16 protein-coding genes are annotated in these 17036 nt (G+C 69.7%); 3 read left to right on the top strand and 13 right to left on the bottom strand.

The features are described from left to right. Positions 1 to 41 precede the first annotated feature (41 nt). From LGM89_RS15620 to LGM89_RS15650, 7 genes are all read right to left on the bottom strand, one after another. Positions 42 to 746, bottom strand: coding sequence for an ABC transporter ATP-binding protein (locus LGM89_RS15620; protein WP_175014648.1), 705 nt, complete (start codon positions 744 to 746; stop codon positions 42 to 44). Next, positions 743 to 1495, bottom strand: a complete 753-nt coding sequence (locus LGM89_RS15625; protein ID WP_226206521.1) for an ABC transporter ATP-binding protein — start codon at positions 1493 to 1495, stop codon at positions 743 to 745. Before LGM89_RS15625 ends, LGM89_RS15620 begins: the two co-directional genes overlap by 4 nt. Further along, a complete protein-coding gene (locus LGM89_RS15630) occupies positions 1492 to 2721 on the bottom strand; it encodes a branched-chain amino acid ABC transporter permease (protein ID WP_226273361.1) in 1230 nt (409 codons plus the stop codon). Before LGM89_RS15630 ends, LGM89_RS15625 begins: the two co-directional genes overlap by 4 nt. Further along, complete coding sequence (locus LGM89_RS15635) at positions 2714 to 3649, bottom strand: branched-chain amino acid ABC transporter permease (RefSeq protein ID WP_226206525.1); 936 nt, start codon at positions 3647 to 3649, stop codon at positions 2714 to 2716. Before LGM89_RS15635 ends, LGM89_RS15630 begins: the two co-directional genes overlap by 8 nt. Before the next feature lie 7 nt (positions 3650 to 3656). Then, a complete protein-coding gene (locus LGM89_RS15640; RefSeq protein WP_069249274.1) occupies positions 3657 to 4094 on the bottom strand; it encodes an acyl-CoA thioesterase in 438 nt (145 codons plus the stop codon). Positions 4095 to 4233: 139 nt separating this feature from the next. After that, on the bottom strand, positions 4234 to 4770 hold the full coding sequence (locus LGM89_RS15645; RefSeq protein ID WP_089456050.1) for an NUDIX domain-containing protein: 537 nt from the start codon (positions 4768 to 4770) through the stop codon (positions 4234 to 4236). Between the two features lie 121 nt (positions 4771 to 4891). Further along, positions 4892 to 6136, bottom strand: coding sequence for a YbfB/YjiJ family MFS transporter (locus tag LGM89_RS15650; RefSeq protein ID WP_089494652.1), 1245 nt, complete (start codon positions 6134 to 6136; stop codon positions 4892 to 4894). 123 nt (positions 6137 to 6259) lie between these two features. Here LGM89_RS15650 and LGM89_RS15655 point away from each other — a divergent pair, with 123 nt between their 5' ends. After that, positions 6260 to 7174: a LysR family transcriptional regulator gene (locus LGM89_RS15655; RefSeq protein WP_226273362.1), complete on the top strand. Its 915-nt coding sequence runs from the start codon at positions 6260 to 6262 to the stop codon at positions 7172 to 7174. Positions 7175 to 7303: 129 nt separating this feature from the next. Here LGM89_RS15655 and alaS read toward each other — a convergent pair whose 3' ends face one another. Beyond that, complete coding sequence (gene alaS / locus LGM89_RS15660; RefSeq protein ID WP_089494650.1) at positions 7304 to 9928, bottom strand: alanine--tRNA ligase; 2625 nt, start codon at positions 9926 to 9928, stop codon at positions 7304 to 7306. Positions 9929 to 10177: 249 nt separating this feature from the next. Between alaS and LGM89_RS15665 the strand changes: the two genes are divergently transcribed. After that, entirely contained in the window at positions 10178 to 11398 is a 1221-nt protein-coding gene (locus tag LGM89_RS15665; RefSeq protein WP_226273363.1) for a CaiB/BaiF CoA transferase family protein, read from the top strand. Between the two features lie 88 nt (positions 11399 to 11486). Here the strand turns inward: LGM89_RS15665 and LGM89_RS15670 are convergent, their stop codons facing one another. Continuing rightward, the gene (locus LGM89_RS15670; RefSeq protein WP_226273364.1) at positions 11487 to 12041 is read right to left on the bottom strand and encodes an RBBP9/YdeN family alpha/beta hydrolase; all 555 of its coding nucleotides are present in this window, start codon (positions 12039 to 12041) and stop codon (positions 11487 to 11489) included. 182 nt (positions 12042 to 12223) lie between these two features. Then, a complete protein-coding gene (locus LGM89_RS15675; RefSeq protein WP_011351716.1) occupies positions 12224 to 12433 on the bottom strand; it encodes an ornithine acetyltransferase in 210 nt (69 codons plus the stop codon). A gap of 243 nt (positions 12434 to 12676) precedes the next feature. Between LGM89_RS15675 and LGM89_RS15680 the strand changes: the two genes are divergently transcribed. Next, positions 12677 to 14386, top strand: coding sequence for a glutamine--tRNA ligase/YqeY domain fusion protein (locus LGM89_RS15680; RefSeq protein ID WP_089425149.1), 1710 nt, complete (start codon positions 12677 to 12679; stop codon positions 14384 to 14386). Positions 14387 to 14524: 138 nt separating this feature from the next. Here LGM89_RS15680 and LGM89_RS15685 read toward each other — a convergent pair whose 3' ends face one another. The 3 genes from LGM89_RS15685 to LGM89_RS15695 all read right to left on the bottom strand — a co-directional run bounded on the left by LGM89_RS15685 (position 14525) and on the right by LGM89_RS15695 (position 16867). Continuing rightward, positions 14525 to 14995 carry an NUDIX hydrolase gene (locus LGM89_RS15685; protein WP_089494647.1) on the bottom strand — a complete coding sequence of 157 codons (471 nt, stop codon included), beginning with the start codon at positions 14993 to 14995 and terminating at the stop codon, positions 14525 to 14527. A gap of 11 nt (positions 14996 to 15006) precedes the next feature. Further along, positions 15007 to 15393, bottom strand: coding sequence for a hypothetical protein (locus LGM89_RS15690; RefSeq protein ID WP_226273365.1), 387 nt, complete (start codon positions 15391 to 15393; stop codon positions 15007 to 15009). A gap of 124 nt (positions 15394 to 15517) precedes the next feature. Continuing rightward, the gene (locus tag LGM89_RS15695; protein ID WP_226273366.1) at positions 15518 to 16867 is read right to left on the bottom strand and encodes a cytochrome-c peroxidase; all 1350 of its coding nucleotides are present in this window, start codon (positions 16865 to 16867) and stop codon (positions 15518 to 15520) included. Positions 16868 to 17036: the final 169 nt, after the last annotated feature.

A 17036-nucleotide genomic window follows, 5' to 3' on the forward strand; every position in this document is an offset into this window, starting at 1 on the left:
AATTGACTGGCAGCGTTTTCCGAACAATCGCGCGCGCGCCGTCAGCCGGCGCTCAGCCATGCGTTCGCCACCTCGCCGCCCAGGCCGTCGAGCGCACCGTCGTAGACGATCCGTCCACGCCCCATGACCGCGACGCGCCGCGCGAGCCGCGGCGCGAACTGCAGCCGCTGCTCGATCAGCACGATCGCGACACCGTCGGCCTGCAGCGCGGCAAGGCATGCGCCGACTTCGTCGACGGCCAGCGGCGCGAGCCCTTCGGCCGGTTCGTCGACGATCAGCACGCGCGGTTGGCCGGCCAGCGCCCGTACCAGCGCGAGCACCTGCTGCTCGCCGCCCGACAGCCGCCCCGCTTTCACGTCCGCGCGCGCGGCCAGCAACGGGAAGCGGTCGAACAGCCGTTCGAGCGCCGCGCGTTCGGCCGCGCCGCTGGCGCCGCGCAGCCCGAGCCGCAGGTTGTCGCGTACCGTCAGCAGCGGGAACACGTCGCGGCTTTCGGCGACGTAAGCCACGCCGCGCCGCGCGATCTCGAACGTGCGTGCCCCCACGCATTCGGCACCGGCGATGCGCACCGAGCCGGCCGTGCGCACGAGCCCCATCACGGCCTTCGCAAGGGTCGAGCGCCCCGAGCCGTTGCGGCCGAGCAGCGCGAGCGTCTCGCCCGGCGCCAGCGCGAGATCGACGCCGTCGAGCACGGGTTGCAGCCCGTACCACGCGCGCAGATCGCGAATGTCGAGCAACGCGCTCATGGGCCGCCCTCGCCCAGATAGGCGGCCCGCACGGCCGGATCGGTGCGGATCGCATCGGGCGCGCCGGTCGCGACCACCGTGCCGCGCACGAGCACCGTGATGCGTTCGGCGAAACCGAACACCGCATCCATGTCGTGTTCGATCAGCAGGACCGTGCGCCCCTGCGTGGTCGCGCGAATCAGCGCGATCATCCGCGCTGCCTGCGCGCGGCTCATCCCGGCCGTCGGCTCGTCGAGCAGCAGCGTGCGCGCGCCGCTCGCGAGTGCAATCCCGAGATCGAGCGCACGCTGTTCCGCATAGCTCAGTTCGCCGGCCAGCGTGTCGCGGTGCGCATCGAGGCCGATGTCGTGCAGCACGCGAGCGGCCGCGAGATCGACCGACGCCGCTTCGCGCAGCCGGTTCCACCAGCGCCGCCGCTCAGCCGGCGCATGCAGCGCCGCGCAGCGCAGGTTGTCGAACACGGTCAGTCGCGCGAACGCGCTCGTCTGCTGGAAACTGCGGCCGATGCCGAGCCGGCTCGCGACGACCGGCCCGCGCCCGCGCAGCTCGACGCCGTGCAGCACGACGCGCCCGCGCGTGGGCCGCACCGCACCGGCGATCACGCCGAACAGCGTCGACTTGCCCGCGCCGTTCGGCCCGATCAGCGCGTGACGCTCGCCGGCCGCGATGCTCAGTTCGACGCCGTCGAGCACCGTCTGCGCGCCGAAGCGCTGCACCACGCCGTGAAGCGCGATCGCGTTGCCGTTCATCGCCCGTCCTCCCGCTGGCCGGCCTGCCGGCCCGGCGCGAGCCGCGCGCGCCAGCCCCACAGCAGCGTGCCGATGCCGAACGCCGAGCCCGCGACGGCCCAGCCGGCCGGCGTATCGGCGTCGATGCGCCAGGCGCCGAATGCAAAGCCCGCGCCGTCGTCCTGCGCGAAACGCCACGCGTAGCCGAGCTCGGCCGCGCAGACGACAGCGACGCCCCAGAACACGCACGCGCCGACCGCGCACAGCATGCGCCACCGCTCGGCCGCCGGCGCGCCGCGCCGCAATGCCTGCGCGAGCGCTGGCACGATCCCGGCGATCCCGCGCGGCGCGGCCACGACGACCGCGACGAACAGCACGCCGAGATACAGCGCCCACGCGCGCGACACGCCCGCGACGACGAGGCTCAGCACCGTGAGGACGGCCGCACCGGCCGCCGGCCCGAAGAACGCGCCGGTGCCGCCGATCACCGCGGCGATCAGCACGGTCGCCGAGCGCGCCATCGATACGCTGTCGGGCGTCGCGATCTCGACGTCGATCAGCGTCAGCGTGCCGGCGACGCCGGCGAAGAACGACGCGCAGGTGACCATCGCGAGCCGCACGCGGCGCGGATCGGACCCGAGCGCGGCGACGCGCACCGGGTTGTCGCGCACCGCATTCGCGAGCCGCGCGAGCGGCGTGCGCGTCAGCGCGTGCATCGCCCACGCCGACGCGAGGCACCACGCGGCGATCACCGCATACGCCTGGACCGGTGCGCCGAAATGCCAGCCGCCCCACGGCGTGCCGCTCGCGCGGTCGATCGGCACGCCGCCGATTCCGCCGAACCAGGCCGGCACGCTCCACGCGGCGGCCGCGACGCATTCGCCGAGCCCGAGCGTGATCATCGCGAACGCGGTGCCCGAGCGGCGCGTCGCGAGCAGCCCGGCGGCGAAGCCGAAAGCGGCGCCGGCCACGCCGCCGACGAGCGGCAACAGCGGCAGCGGGCCGCCAAAGTGGTTGAACCAGTGCGCGGCCGCGAACGCGCCGAGGCCCGCGAACGCCGCGTGCCCGAACGACAGCAGCCCGGTCGTGCCGAGCTGCAGGTTGTACGACAGGGCGAGCACGACGAGCGCGGCCGTCTGTGCGAGATAGCCGAGCACCGCGCCATGCGGCCACAGCCACGCGGGCAGCACGACGCATGCCGAGAACAGGGACCAGCGCATGACGCCGACGAGCATGCGGTTACGCATCGGCACGCTCGCCGAACAGCCCGCGCGGCCGCGCGACCAGCACCGCGACGAGCAGCAGGTACGGCACCAGCGGCGCCAGCTGCGCGATCGACACCGCGGCCACGCTGTCGGGCAGCGCGATGCCGGCCCATTCCGTGAGGTCGCGCAGCGACGTGTCGCTCGCGGCCGCGAAGGTCTGTGCGAAGCCGACCGCGAGCGACGCCGCGAACGCGCCGCCGAGCGAGCCGAGCCCGCCGATCACGACGACCGCGAACACGACCGACCCGACCGTTTCGGCCAGCGCGGGTTCGATCACCGCGAGCGGTGCGCCGATCACGCCGGCCAGCGCCGCGAGCGCGGTGCCCGCGCCGAACAGCGCCGTCATCACGCGCGGCACGTCATAGCCGAGCGCCTCGACGGCCGCACGGTGCGTGAGCGCCGCGCGCACGACGAGCCCGATGCGCGACGCGCGCAGCAGCGCGCCGAGCGCGACCAGCATCGCCGTGGACATCCCCATCATGAACAGCCGGTAGCGCGGCAGCGCGAGGCCGAATACGGTCACGGGCGCGCCGTCGAACAGCGCCGGCACGGGTGCCGGCAACGGCGCGAGGCCCCACACGAGTTTTGCGCCCTCGCCGATCAGGTACGCGAGGCCGAAGGTCAGCAGCAGTTCGCTCGTATGGCCGCGCGCCTGCACGCGGCGCAGCAGCACGCGTTCGCAGCCGGCGCCGAGCAGCCCGACCGCGAGCGGCGCGAGCACCAGCGCGGGCCAGAAACCCGCGCCGGCCGCGATGCTGTAGCCGACGTACGCGCCGAGCATGTAGAAGCTCGCATGCGCGAAGTTGAGCACGCCCTGCACGCTGAAGATCAGCGTGAGGCCGGCCGACAGCATGAACAGCAGCAAGCCGTAGCTGAGGCCGTTGAAGGCCTGGAGCACGAACGCGTGCACCGCGCCGTCAGGCCGCGAGCGGCTCGAGCGCGGCGCGCAGCGCATCGGGCAGCGGCACCGGCCGGCGCGTGCCGCGATCGACGTACACGTGCACGAAGTGCCCCTGCGCGGCGGGCGTGGCTTCGCCCTGCGCGAACAGCCCGACCTCGTAGCGCACGCTCGACGTGCCGAGCTTCACGACCCGCAACCCGGCGTCGACCGACTGCGGGAACACGAGCGGCGCGAAGTAGTTGCACTGCGTCTCGACCACGAGGCCGATCGTCTGGCCGTGCTCGACGTCGAGCACGCCGGCGCGGATCAGGTATTCGTTCACGACCGTGTCGAAGTAGCTGTAGTAGACGACGTTGTTCACGTGCCCGTAGACGTCGTTGTCCATCCAGCGGGTCGTGATCGGCAGGAAGTGGCGATAGGCGTCGCGCGGACGCGGTTGCGGCTTGTCGGACATGGCGATGGCGGTCAGGACGAGGGAAGCGAGGTGGACGACGCGCGGCGGCCGCGGGACACGGCGCACCGGCAAGAAGCGGAACGCCGCGCCGCGATCGCGCGCGGCACGGCGGAGGCAACGCGGCTGACGGGCCGGCCCGTCACTGCCCCGGCCGGTCGACGAACTCGAAGTCGAGGCCGCGCGCCCGCATCCAGTCGGCGAGCGCGACGCCCGTGCCGGCGCGCCACGGGCGCAGCAGCGGCGGATCGACGAGCTTGTATTCGAGCAGTTCCGGCGACAGCGCGACCGTGCCCGACGCCCGCACGTGGTACGCGATGATCAGCTCGTTCTTGCGGATGAATTCGTAGACGCCGACCAGCGACACGTGCTCGGCCTTCAGCGCCGTTTCCTCGAACACCTCGCGCGCGATGCCGTCCTCGGGCGTCTCGCCGTTCTCGAGGAAGCCGGTGATCAGCGCGAACATGCCTTCGGGCCAGGCCGCGTTGCGCGCGAGCAGGATCTTGCCGTCGAGCTCGACGATCGCCGCGACGACGGGCAGCGGGTTGTTCCAGTGCACATAGCCGCAGCTGTCGTCGGGGCACGCCTGGCGAATGCGGCCGCCTTCATGGTCGGGATCGGCGCGCTCAGTGAGCGGGCTCGCGCAGCGCGGGCAAAAGCGGTAATCGGCGGTGGTCATCGATGGGGATCTGGCAGGCGCCGGACGGCCGCCTGCCGGCTGCCCGCGCACCCGCTCGGCGCGGGAAAGGCTTCATTCTAGCGAGTTTGCCCGTGCCGCAGACGATCCGGCCCCGCCGACATCAGGGTTGCCGGCGCCCGCGCGCGGCGGTCGCCGCGAAACCGGCGGCGCCCAGCAGCAGCGCGGCCACCGCGACCCACAGCGCGGGGGAAAACGACCCGAAGCGCGCGGCCAGCGGCGCCGCGACGAGCGGGCCGAGAATCTGCCCGACCCCGTACGACGCGGTCGCATAGCCCATCAGCCCGGCAGCCCGTTCGCCGTGCAGACGCCGCGCCTCGCGCATCGCGAACAGCGTGATCGCGGTGAACGGCAGGCCGAGCAGCGCGCTGCCGACCGAGAAGCCGGCCGCGTTCGGCCACACGATCCCGGCGGCAATGCCGAGCGCCTGCGTCGCGCAACCGGCCGCCAGCAGCAGCCGGTTGTCCCAGTGCCCGGGCAGCCGCGCGGCGGTGATCGCGCCGACGATCAGCGCCGCGCCGAACATCGGCCAGAACAGGTCGGGCCACGGCGAGCCGGCCGGCAGCGCCGCGCGCGCGATCACCGGCAGGAACGTCGCGGTGATGATGTAGCCGAAGCCCGGCATCCCGTACAGCACGACGAGCCATGCGGCGTCCGCGCGATGGCGGCGCTGGTGCGCGTGGTGCGACGCGGTTGCGGCAGCCGCCTGCGGTGCGGCGCCGCCCGACGGCACGGCTTGCGCCGGGGTGGCCGCAAACGTGCGCCAGATCACGACCGACAGCACCGCGGACAGCGCGGCAAAACCGAGCCAGCCCGACGCCGCGCGCTGGCCGGCCAGTGCGCTGCCGATCAGCCCCGTCACGACGATGCCGACGCCGGGCCCCGCGTAGATCACCCCGCTCCACTCGGGCGCGTGCAGGTCGGCTAGCCGGCGCAGCCCCCATTGCGACACGAACACGAACGTCCATGCGCTGACGACGCCCGCGACGAAGCGCACCGCGAGCCACACCGGCAGCAGGTGGCCGACACCCATCGCGGCGGTAAGCAGCACGGTGGCCACGAGCCCGACGCGCACCATGCGCGCGGGCGCCACCCGCAGCGCCGCGCAACTGACCGCACCGACGAAGTAGCCCGCGTAGTTCGCCGACGCGAGCCAGCCGCCGGCCTTCAGGCCAATCGAGCCGTCCGCGAGCATCAGCGGCAACAAGGGCGTGAACGCGAAGCGGCCGACGCCGAGCACGACCGCGAGGCCGACCATGCAGGCCAGCGCGGCCGCGCGGGCGCGGCGGTCGGCATCATCGACGAAAGGCGCGCCGGCGGCGGCGGTCGGGGCATCGGAGCGGGACATGGCGGCAAGGACCGGCGTTCAATGCGCCGGCCGGATCGGAAATCGGAATGCTTCCATCCTAGCTTGACCAAACGTTCTCGAAAAATGAATAATTGAGAATCCAATCATCGCTCGGAGAGAATCATGGACCTGGCGGCGCTGGCGATTTTCCGGGCCGTGGTGCGCGAGAACGGCGTGACGCGCGCGGCGGCCAAGCTCAATCGCGTGCAATCGAACGTCACGACGCGCATCAAGCAGCTCGAGGAGGAACTCGGCGCGGCGCTGTTCGTGCGCGACGGCCGCCGGCTCGTGCTGACGCCGGCCGGGCATACGCTGCTGCCGTATGCGGAGCGCCTGCTCGCGCTCGCCGACGAGGCGCGCGACGCGGTGCGCGAGGACACGCCGCGCGGGCGGCTGCGGCTCGGCACGATGGAGAGCACGGCCGCGAGCCGATTGCCGACCATACTCGCGCGCTATCACCACGCGTGGCCCGACGTGTCGCTGGAGCTGCTGACGGGCACGACGGGCTGGCTGATCGACCGCGTGCGCGACTTCGAGATCGACGCCGCGCTGTTCGCCCGCCCGCCCGCGCCGGAGACGCTCCCCGATACGTTCGAGACGGTACCGGTCTTCCGCGAGGACCTGGTGCTGCTCACGCCGCGCGGCCACCCGCCGGTACGCACGCCGCGCGACGTGATCCTGCCGACGCTGATCGCGTTCGAGCGCGGCTGCACGTATCGCAAGTACGTCGAGCAGTGGTACGCGGGGCACGGCGTCAAGCCGGCGCGCGTGCTCGAGCTCGGGTCGTATCACGCGATCGTCGCGTGCGTCGCGGCGGGTGCCGGCATCGCGGTCGCGCCGCGTTCGGTGCTCGACCTGCAGCCCGAGACCGGCACCATCACCGCGCATGTGATCCCCGAACTGGAAGGCATCGATACGCTGCTCGCGTGGCGCCAGGGGTATGCGTCGGCCGCGTTGGCCGCGTTGCGCGATGCGCTCACCGAGGCCGCACGGCAGGCGGATGGTGCGGCGAAGCCGCCGGTCACCGTGCCGGCCTGAATCGTCGTGCGGCGGCCGGCACGCATCGTTCCGGCGTACCAACAAAAAGACCCGACCGGCGCACGCCGATCGGGTCTTTCTTGATTCAAGCGATGCCGTAACGAGACGGCATCGCATCGGTCGCGACGATCAGAGCCGCTCTTCGACCCAGCCCTTCACGCCGGCCAGCGCGCCCGGCAGGTTCGCCGGCTCGGTGCCGCCTGCCTGCGCCATGTCCGGACGGCCGCCCCCCTTGCCGCCGACCTGCTGCGCGACGAAGTTCACGAGCTCGCCGGCCTTGACCTTCTTGCTCGCGTCGGGCGTGACACCCGCGATCAGGCTGACCTTGCCGCCTTCGACGGCGGCCAGCACGATCGCCGCGCTCTTCAGCTTGTCCTTCAGCTTGTCGACCGTTTCGCGCAGCGTCTTCGCATCGGCGCCGTCGAGCGTCGCGGCCAGCACGAACACGCCGCCGATTTCGACCGCCTGCTGCGCGAGCTCGTCGCCCTGGCTCGACGCGAGCTTCGACTTCAGCGCGCCCAGCTCCTTCTCGAGCGACTTCACCTGGTCCTGCACCTGCGCGATCCGCTGCGTGAGCTCCGACGGCTGCGCCTTCAGCGCGGCCGCGGCTTCGTTCACGCGCGCGTCGAGTTCCTGCACGTAGCGCACCGCGTTATCGCCGGTGATCGCTTCGACGCGGCGGATGCCGGCCGCGACGCCGCCTTCGACGACGATCTTGAACAAGCCGATGTCGCCGGTGCGATGCACGTGCGTACCGCCGCACAGTTCGCGCGAGAAGCCGAGGTCGAGCACGCGCACTTCATCGCCGTACTTCTCGCCGAACAGCGCCATCGCGCCGCCCTTCACCGCTTCGTCGTACGGCATCACGCGCACGATGCCCGGCGCGTTGGCCAGGATTTCGTTGTTGACGATCTGCTCGACGCGACGGATTTCGTCGTCGGTCATCGGCGCGTTGTGCGCGAAGTCGAAACGGGTCTTTTCCGCGTCGACCAGCGAACCCTTCTGCTGCACGTGCGCGCCGAGCACTTCGCGCAGCGCCTTGTGCATCAGGTGGGTGGCCGAGTGGTTGCGCTGCGTGCGGGCGCGGCGATGCGCGTCGATTTCCGCGCGCAGCACGTCGCCGACCTTCAGCGTGCCCTGCTCCAGCGTGCCGTGGTGGCCGATCACGTCGGCCTGCACCTTCAGCGTGTCGGCCACCGCGAAGCGCGTCGCGGCGTTCGCGAGCACGCCCTGGTCGCCGACCTGGCCGCCCGATTCCGCGTAGAACGGCGTGTGGTCGAGCACGACGACCGCGTCCTGGCCCGTCTTCACTTCGTTGACCGACGAACCGTCGACGTACAGCGCGACGACCTTCGCGTCGTCGAACGCGATTTCTTCATAGCCGTGGAAGGTAGTCTTCGCGCCCGTGTATTCGAGGCCCTGCGCGGCCTTGAACTTGCCGGCCGCACGCGCCTGCTCGCGCTGGCGCGCCATCGCGTCGTCGAATGCCGGCTCGTCGACCGTCATCCCGCGCTCGCGGCACACGTCGGCCGTGAGGTCGAGCGGGAAGCCGTAGGTGTCGTGCAGCTTGAACGCGAGCTCGCCGTCGAGCACCTTGCCGCCTTTCGCCTCGACGTCGGCCAGCGCGGCTTCGAGGATCGACATGCCGTGCTCGATCGTCTCGAAGAAGCGCTCTTCCTCCTGGCGCAGCACGTCGGTCACGCGCTGTTCGGCTTCCTTCAGTTCCGGATAGGCCGTGCCCATCTCGGCGACGAGGTCGGCCACCAGCTTGTGGAAGAACGAGCCCTTGCGGCCGAGCTTGTAGCCGTGGCGGATCGCGCGGCGCACGATCCGGCGCAGCACGTAGCCGCGGCCTTCGTTGCCGGGAATCACGCCGTCGACGATCAGGAACGAGCACGCGCGGATGTGATCGGCGATCACCTTCAGCGAGTTGTTCGTGAGGTCGCTGATTTCGGTCACGCGCGCGGCGGCCTTGATCAGGTTCTGGAACAGGTCGATCTCGTAGTTGCTGTGCACGTGCTGCAGCACCGCGGCGAGACGCTCGAGGCCCATGCCGGTGTCCACCGACTGCTTCGGCAGGCGCGTCATGTTCCCCTGCGCATCGCGGTTGAACTGCATGAACACGAGGTTCCAGATCTCGATGTAGCGGTCGCCGTCTTCTTCAGGCGATCCCGGCGGGCCGCCCCACACGTCCGGGCCGTGGTCGTAGAAGATTTCGGTACACGGGCCGCACGGGCCGGTGTCGCCCATCGTCCAGAAGTTGTCCGACGCGTAGCGCGCGCCCTTGTTGTCGCCGATGCGGATGATGCGCTCGGTCGGCACGCCGACTTCCTTCGCCCAGATGTCGTACGCCTCGTCGTCTTCCTGGTAGACCGTGACCCACAGCTTCTCCTTCGGCAGCTGGTAGACCGTGGTCAGCAGTTCCCACGCGAACTTGATCGCGTCGTGCTTGAAGTAGTCGCCGAACGAGAAGTTGCCGAGCATCTCGAAGAACGTGTGGTGGCGCGCCGTGTAGCCGACGTTCTCGAGGTCGTTGTGCTTGCCGCCCGCGCGCACGCTGCGCTGCGCCGTCGTGGCGCGCGAGTACGGACGCGGATCCGTGCCGAGGAACACGTCCTTGAACTGGACCATGCCCGAGTTCGTGAACATCAGCGTGGGGTCGTTACCGGGCACGAGGCTCGACGAGCGGACGATCGTGTGGCCCTTCGATTCGAAGAATTTGAGGAATTTCTCGCGGATTTCGGCAGCTTTCATGGCGTGCGGGGACAGTCTGGCAAAGACGGCTTCAAACGCCGGCGCCCTTGTCGGGGCGCGCGGCGGCATGGATTCGGAAACGATCGATTATACGGGATCGGGGCCGGCTTCCGGGCAAAGCGCCGGAAAGCGGCTCGGCCCTCCCGCCGGGCCGGGTGGGCCACTCGCGCAGCCGATTCGCCTTAAGATGCTCGGCATGCCAACCGGCCTTGCCCGACCAGGCGAGCCATGAAAGGAGACGATTCGACGATGGGTGCCCTGAGCCATATCCGCGTGCTGGACCTCACCCGCGTGCTCGCGGGCCCGTGGTGCGCGCAGACGCTTGCCGATTTCGGCGCGGACGTGATCAAGGTCGAGCGCCCGCGCGCCGGCGACGACACGCGCCACTGGGGGCCGCCGTACCTGAAGGACGCGGACGGCGCGGATACCGCCGAGGCCGCGTACTACCTCGCGGCGAACCGCAACAAGCGCTCGGTGACGGTCGACATCGCGACGCCCGAGGGCCAGCAGATCGTGCGCGAGCTCGCCGCGCAGAGCGACGTCGTGCTCGAGAACTACAAGGTCGGCCAGCTGAAGAAATACGGGCTCGACTACGACGCGCTGCGCGCGGTGAAGCCCGACCTCGTCTACTGCTCGGTCACCGGGTTCGGCCAGACCGGCCCGTACGCGCACCGCGCGGGCTACGACTTCATCATCCAGGGCATCGGCGGCTTCATGAGCATCACCGGCGAGCGCGACGGCGCGCCGGGCGGCGGCCCGCAGAAAGCCGGCGTCGCGATCGCCGACCTCGCGACCGGCCTCTACTCGACGGTCGCGGTGCTCGCCGCGCTCGCGCACCGCGACCGGACCGGCGAAGGCCAGTACATCGACATGGCGCTGCTCGACGTGCAGGTCGCGCTGCTCGCGAACATGAACACCAACTTCCTCGCGAGCGGCAAGCCGCCGGTGCGCTGGGGCAACGCGCATCCGAACATCGTGCCGTACCAGACGTTCCAGACGCGCGACGGCTGGATCATCGTCGCGGTCGGCAACGACGGGCAGTTCCGCAAGTTCGTCGAGGCCGGCGGCCGGCCCGAGCTGGCGGATGACGAGCGTTTCGCGACGAATCCGTCGCGCGTGCGCCATCGCGACACGCTGGTGCCGATCCTCGCGGAGATGGTGAAGGCGCGCGACAAGGCCGACTGGATCGGTGCGCTCGAAGCCGCTGGCGTGCCGTGCGGCCCGATCAACGATCTCGACGAGGTGTTCGACAACGAGCAGGTGGTCGCGCGCGGGATGCAGGTGTCGCTGCCGCACCCGTGCGGCGCGGACGCGAAGCTCGTGCGCAACCCGATCCGGATGAGCGCGACGCCGCCGGAAGCACGCACGGCCCCGCCGCTGCTCGGCGCGCAGACCGACGACGTGCTGCGCGACATGCTCGGCTACGACGACGCGAAGATCGCCGCGCTGCGGGCGAAACAGGCGATCTGAACGCGGTGGGTGGTGCGGGTGCGGGTGCGGACGGCCGGCGTGGCAGCGGCCTCAACCGCCGCCTTGCCCCGCGCGATCAATCGAGCGGTCAATCATGACGGGCGAGCGCGTCGAGCCAGCCGCGCGCCTCGGGCCAGTCGCCGAGCCCGCTGTCCGCATTGATGTGGCCGCGTGGGCCGATGTCGTGGAATGCACTGCCCCATGCGTTCGCGCAGGTGCGGGCGAACGCGAGCGAGCCATACGGATCGTCGCTGCTGGCGACGACGCAGGTCGGAAACGGCAGCCGTTCATACGGCACGGGCCCGAAGCCGTGCGCGTCGGCCGGAAAGGCGGGACCGTCGGGATCGGGCAGCGCGACGAGCAGCGCGCCGCGCACTTTGGCGAGCGCGGCCGGGCGCGCATAGCGCGTCGCCCACCACGCGGTGGTGAGCGTACCGAGGCTGTGGCCGGCAATCAGCACCGGCCCGCGCGCGGCTTCAACCGCGCGATCGAGCGCGCGACACCAGCCGTTGCGGAACGCGCGGTCCCAGTCGGGCATCGCGACGCGCGAGAAGCGTGCATCGGCACGCTCCCAGCGGCTCTGCCAGTGAAGCGGGCCCGAATTGGCGTAGCCCGGCAGGACGAGAACGGGGAATCGGCTCATGGAAAGTGCGTCGACGAGTGAAATCGTTATATGGCGTCGGCGCAGTGTCGCACACCCGTTCCTCCCTGATGCTGCCTGTCTGATACCGGAAGGATGTGCGTGGGGTCGGGACGCGCTGAGCGCAGCGTCGCGACCGGACGTCAAGCCGCCGTTTTGCAGGCGGCTCGCGTCATGTCTGTCGGTCAGCGCACGTTCGCGCCGACGATACCGCCTGCCGCTGCGCCGGCGACCGTGCCGAGCGGGCCGCCCGTGACCAGGTAGCCGAGCGCGCCGCCCGCGGCTGCGCCGATACCGGCATTGCGCTGCGTATGCGTCATGGCGCACGCGCCGAGTTGCGACAGGGCCGCGACGATCACGGCGGTACGAACGATAAACGTGGTCTTCTTCATCATGATTTTTTTGTCCTCCCGCCGCGCGGCATCCCGAACGGCGGCATTGATTCGGTGAAGCCATCATAGGCAACGCCAAACGGCCCGGGCAATCCGATTTACGTCGTGTTACAGCCGACACAATATCGAGATAATCGGTCGAAACCCGCCCCCGTCATGCCGCAAGCCGCGCGGGACGGACCCCGGTCAGGTAGAATCACGGGATTAAACCGGCGCGACGCGCCGACACAACCTGACGCCATCCGCATGAGCACCGAACGCAACGACGCCCCCGCGGCTTCCAATTTCATCCGCAACATCATCGACGACGACAACCGCACCGGCAAATGGGGCGGCCGCGTCGAGACGCGCTTTCCGCCCGAGCCGAACGGCTATCTGCACATCGGCCATGCCAAGAGCATCTGCCTGAACTTCAGCGTCGCGCGCGACTACGGCGGCGTGTGCCACCTGCGCTTCGACGATACGAACCCGGAAAAGGAAAGCGTCGAGTACGTCGACTCGATCGTCGACGCGGTGCGCTGGCTCGGCTTCGACTGGCGCAAGGACGCGGTCGATCATCAGTACTTCGCGAGCGACTACTACGACAAGCTGTACGAGTTCGCCGAGCTGCTGATCCAGCGCGGCAAGGCCTATGTCGACAGCCAGAGCGCCGATGAAATGCGCGCGAACCGCGGCTCGCTGACGGAAGGCGGCAAGCCGTCGCCGTTCCGCGATCGCACGCCGGCAGAAAACCTCGACCTGTTCCGCCGCATGAAGGCCGGCGAGTTCAAGGAAGGCGAGCACGTGCTGCGCGCGAAGATCGACATGGCTTCGCCGAACATGAACATGCGCGACCCGGTGATCTACCGGATCCGCTACGCGCACCACTACCGCACCGGCGACGCATGGTGCGTGTACCCGATGTACGACTACACGCACTGCATCTCGGATGCGCTCGAAGGCATCACGCATTCGCTGTGCACGCTCGAATTCGAGGATCACCGCCCGCTGTACGACTGGGTGCTGAACGAACTCGCGGAAGCCGGCATGTTCACGCGTCCGCTGCCGCAACAGATCGAATTCTCGCGACTGAACCTCACGTACGCGATCACCAGCAAGCGCAAGCTGCTGCAGCTCGTGACCGAGGGCCACGTCGACGGCTGGGACGACCCGCGGATGCCGACGATCGTCGGCGTGCGCCGCCGCGGCTTCACGCCGGAGAGCATCCACCTGTTCTGCGAGCGGATCGGCGTGACGAAGATCGACTCGTGGATCGACATGAGCATCTTCGAAGGCGCGCTGCGCGACGACCTCGACGACAAGGCAGCGCGTACCGTCGCCGTGCTCGATCCGCTGAAGCTTGTGATCGACAACTATCCGGAAGATCTCGAGGAAGCATGCACGGCGCCCGTGCACCCGCACCACCCGGATCGCGGCGTGCGCACGTTCCCGATCTCGCGCGAGCTGTGGATCGAGCGCGAGGACTTCGTCGAGAACCCGCCGAAGGGCTATTTCCGCCTGTTCCCGGGCAACAAGGTGCGCCTGCGCTACGGCTACGTGATCGAATGCACGGGCTTCGACAAGGACGCCGACGGCAACGTGACGGCCGTGCACTGCAACTACTTCCCGGACAGCAAGTCGGGCACCGAAGGCGCGAACACGTACAAGGTCAAGGGCAACATCCACTGGGTCAGCGCGAAGCATGCGCAGCCGGCCGAAGTGCGGATCTACGACCGCCTGTTCAAGGAGCCGCATCCGGACGCGGGCGGCGCGAACTTCCTCGAGGCGCTGAATCCCGACTCGAAGAAGATCGTGCAGGCCTACATCGAACCGGGCAACGACGACATCGCACCGGAGACGCGCCTGCAGTTCGAGCGTCACGGCTACTTCGTCGCCGATCGGGTCGATTCGAAGCCGGGCAAGCCGGTGTTCAACCGGATCGTCGGGCTGCGCGACAGCTGGGGCAAGCCGGCGTAACGGCATGCTTCGCACGCGGCTCGCGGCTTCGCAAGCCGCCGCCGCGTGAACATAAAAAAACCGGCTCCAGGGCCGGTTTTTTGTTGCGTGCCTTGAAGCGAAGCCCGGTCACGGAGCAGCGGAAGCCGCCGCGCCCGTTCACCCACCCATCAACCGCCGATGCAAGTCCGCGAGCGACAGCTTCGTGCGAAACAGCCGCGCGAGGCTACGGCTCGCATACGCGTCGATGTCGGCGGGCACGGTCCAGCGATACGCATCCATCTCGGGGATCATCGAGCCGTCGCGACGGCTCGGAAACAGCGACGTGCACGTACAGTGCGCGAGATCGACTTCGTCGTCGGCCACGCGCACCGCGAACAGGTGCAGATCCTTGTCGTGCCGGTACGCGAAGCGGCCAAGATCGAGCAGCCGCTCGGCGCCGATCACGATGCCGGTTTCCTCGAGCAGTTCACGCAGCGCCGCGTCGGCCGGCGTCTCGCCCGGCTCGCCCTGCCCCTTCGGGATGTCCCAGTGCGTGGTATCGGTCGCGTGCGCGAGGAACACGCGGCCGGCCGCATCGAGGATCACGACGCCGCACGACACCGTGCGCGGCGCGGCGCCCCGCTTCATCACGCGCGTGCTCAGCGCTTCTGCAGCTGCCACTTGCCCGCGGCCGTCTTGCAATAGACGGGCTTGAGCGTCATCGTCTGGCCCTTCGCGGTGATCTCGGTCGCGATTTCGCGGCAGGTCTTGCCGTCCGTCTCGGTCGTGCTCGGCGTGAGCTTCGCATCGATCTGCGTGCCGCGGCCGCTGCTCTGCCACGTCGTGGTTTCGCCGTCCTTGCCTTCGTCGCGCACCTGCACGACCGCCTTGGACAGCGATGCGCGGTCGGTCTTGCTGAAGTAGCTGATCGGCGTGTCGTTCAGGAAGTTCAGGTTGTTCTGCGCATGGGCGGGCAGCATCGCGGCTGCGCACGCGGCGCCGGCCAGCACGCGCGTGACGATGGAAAGGGATGCACGCATCGACATGTTTTTTCTCCTTGGATGTTCGATCGAACGGCGCGGTGCATGCCGGCGAACCGGGGGCCGGCCATCCGGCACGCACCACGCCCGTCAGCGAGCGAGCATAGCATGCGTGCTGTAATGAATGCCTCTACGGCTTGGCCGGCGCGGCCGTTTGCTGATATCCGTCAGTCAGCGTGCCGAGGAACGCGATCACGTCCTTGATCTCGGCCGCGTTCAGCGCCGGCTGCTCGCCACGCTTGCGGTCGAACGGCGGCTCGCGGTTGATGTTCGGCCAGTAGCGCTTCGGCAAATCGTCGTAGATCTGCACCTTGCCGTGCACGACCGGATAGAACTTCTCCGGGTGGATGTCGCGTTCGACGTAGAAGCGCATCACGTCCTCGAGCGAGTGATACACGCCGTTGTGGAAGAACGTCTTGCGCAGCGCGACGTTGCGCAGCGACGGCGTGCGGAACAGCCCGCAGAATTCGTCGCGGCCCTTCAGGTCGGTCCGCTCGGGGCCGCAGGCGCCGAGATCGTGGAAACGCGGGTCGTGATTGACGGGCAGCGCACGATTGCGCGGCACCGCGATCGCGATCAGCCCGAAATCGCTGAACTGCGGCGGGCCACCTTCGAGCGTGCGCTGGCTGATGTGGCAGCTCGCGCAGTTGCCCTTCTTCTCGTCGTTGAACAGCTGCAGCCCGCGCAACTCCGCGGGCGTGAGCTGCGCATGGCCGGCCAGGTACGCGTCGTACTTGCTCGTGTACGGATCGAACAGCGCCGGCTGTTGCTGGAAGGCGTCGAGCGCGCGCAGCACCGCGTCGAAGGTCGCCTGGTCGTCGCCGAGCACCTGGTCGCCGAACGCCTGGCGGAACGCGTCCGCATAAGGTGCGGCGCGAACCGCCTGCGCGACCCTCGCCGGCGAGCTGCTCATCTCGAATGGCGACGTGAGCGGAATGCGCGCCTGCGCGTCGCGGGTATCGACACGACCGTCCCAGGTGAGCCCGCCAGTCGGACCCGCGTCGATGCTTTCGTCACCTTCGTCCGGCGAATCGTGGAAGTGCTCGCTGAACGGCGGAATGCCGCGCAGGTACTTCAACGACGGCACCGCGCGAAAGCCCGTGCGGTGCATGTCGTCGCCGCCGAGCTGCACCGACAGCGCGTTCGGCGGCCCGAACGCATGCTCGGCGCTATGGCACGACGCGCAGGCGAGCTTGCCGGAGCCCGACAGCGACGGATCGAAGAACAACTGCTTGCCGAGCGCCGTCATCTGCTTGACGCCCTCGAATACCTGCGCGCGCGTCTGCGGCTGGCTGGCCGGCGCCACCGCGGGCGCGGCCGGGGCCGCTTGCGCCGCCGGCACGACGGACGCGGCCGGCGTATTCGCGCCGGGCCGCGCATCGCAACCGGCGAGCGCCGCGAGCCCGGCGGCCAGCGCCAGCGCGGCCGCGGCAGGGGTCAACGATCGCGCGAACGCGCGGGGTTTCAGAAGGCTGTGCATCGTCGTTCTTCTTGTAGCGGTGGGCAATCGGCCGGAGCTTATGTCAGTTCCATGACCGTTGCATGACGTTCCACCGACAGTCAATTGAAAGCAGCCCTACACCCGCCTGTCAAATCGGTTCCAGATAATGCGCGCAACCGGTCGGTGCCTCGCAATGCCCGCACCGGCC

Origin of the sequence: Burkholderia sp. AU31624 (genome assembly GCF_020420065.1) — a bacterium.
Classification (GTDB): Bacteria; Pseudomonadota; Gammaproteobacteria; order Burkholderiales; family Burkholderiaceae; genus Burkholderia.

What these genes read in the sequence shown, in the direction of transcription:
- LGM89_RS15685 (WP_089494647.1), bottom strand. Translation starts at nt 14,995, where the DNA reads ATGAAGCGGGGCGCCGCGCCGCGCACGGTGTCGTGCGGCGTCGTGATC.
- LGM89_RS15690 (WP_226273365.1), bottom strand. Translation starts at nt 15,393, where the DNA reads ATGTCGATGCGTGCATCCCTTTCCATCGTCACGCGCGTGCTGGCCGGC.
- LGM89_RS15645 (WP_089456050.1), bottom strand. Translation starts at nt 4,770, where the DNA reads ATGACCACCGCCGATTACCGCTTTTGCCCGCGCTGCGCGAGCCCGCTC.
- LGM89_RS15655 (WP_226273362.1), top strand. Translation starts at nt 6,260, where the DNA reads ATGGACCTGGCGGCGCTGGCGATTTTCCGGGCCGTGGTGCGCGAGAAC.
- LGM89_RS15695 (WP_226273366.1), bottom strand. Translation starts at nt 16,867, where the DNA reads ATGCACAGCCTTCTGAAACCCCGCGCGTTCGCGCGATCGTTGACCCCT.
- LGM89_RS15680 (WP_089425149.1), top strand. Translation starts at nt 12,677, where the DNA reads ATGAGCACCGAACGCAACGACGCCCCCGCGGCTTCCAATTTCATCCGC.
- LGM89_RS15625 (WP_226206521.1), bottom strand. Translation starts at nt 1,495, where the DNA reads ATGAACGGCAACGCGATCGCGCTTCACGGCGTGGTGCAGCGCTTCGGC.
- LGM89_RS15640 (WP_069249274.1), bottom strand. Translation starts at nt 4,094, where the DNA reads ATGTCCGACAAGCCGCAACCGCGTCCGCGCGACGCCTATCGCCACTTC.
- LGM89_RS15665 (WP_226273363.1), top strand. Translation starts at nt 10,178, where the DNA reads ATGGGTGCCCTGAGCCATATCCGCGTGCTGGACCTCACCCGCGTGCTC.
- LGM89_RS15675 (WP_011351716.1), bottom strand. Translation starts at nt 12,433, where the DNA reads ATGATGAAGAAGACCACGTTTATCGTTCGTACCGCCGTGATCGTCGCG.
- LGM89_RS15630 (WP_226273361.1), bottom strand. Translation starts at nt 2,721, where the DNA reads ATGCGTAACCGCATGCTCGTCGGCGTCATGCGCTGGTCCCTGTTCTCG.
- LGM89_RS15620 (WP_175014648.1), bottom strand. Translation starts at nt 746, where the DNA reads ATGAGCGCGTTGCTCGACATTCGCGATCTGCGCGCGTGGTACGGGCTG.
- LGM89_RS15650 (WP_089494652.1), bottom strand. Translation starts at nt 6,136, where the DNA reads ATGTCCCGCTCCGATGCCCCGACCGCCGCCGCCGGCGCGCCTTTCGTC.
- alaS (WP_089494650.1), bottom strand. Translation starts at nt 9,928, where the DNA reads ATGAAAGCTGCCGAAATCCGCGAGAAATTCCTCAAATTCTTCGAATCG.
- LGM89_RS15670 (WP_226273364.1), bottom strand. Translation starts at nt 12,041, where the DNA reads ATGAGCCGATTCCCCGTTCTCGTCCTGCCGGGCTACGCCAATTCGGGC.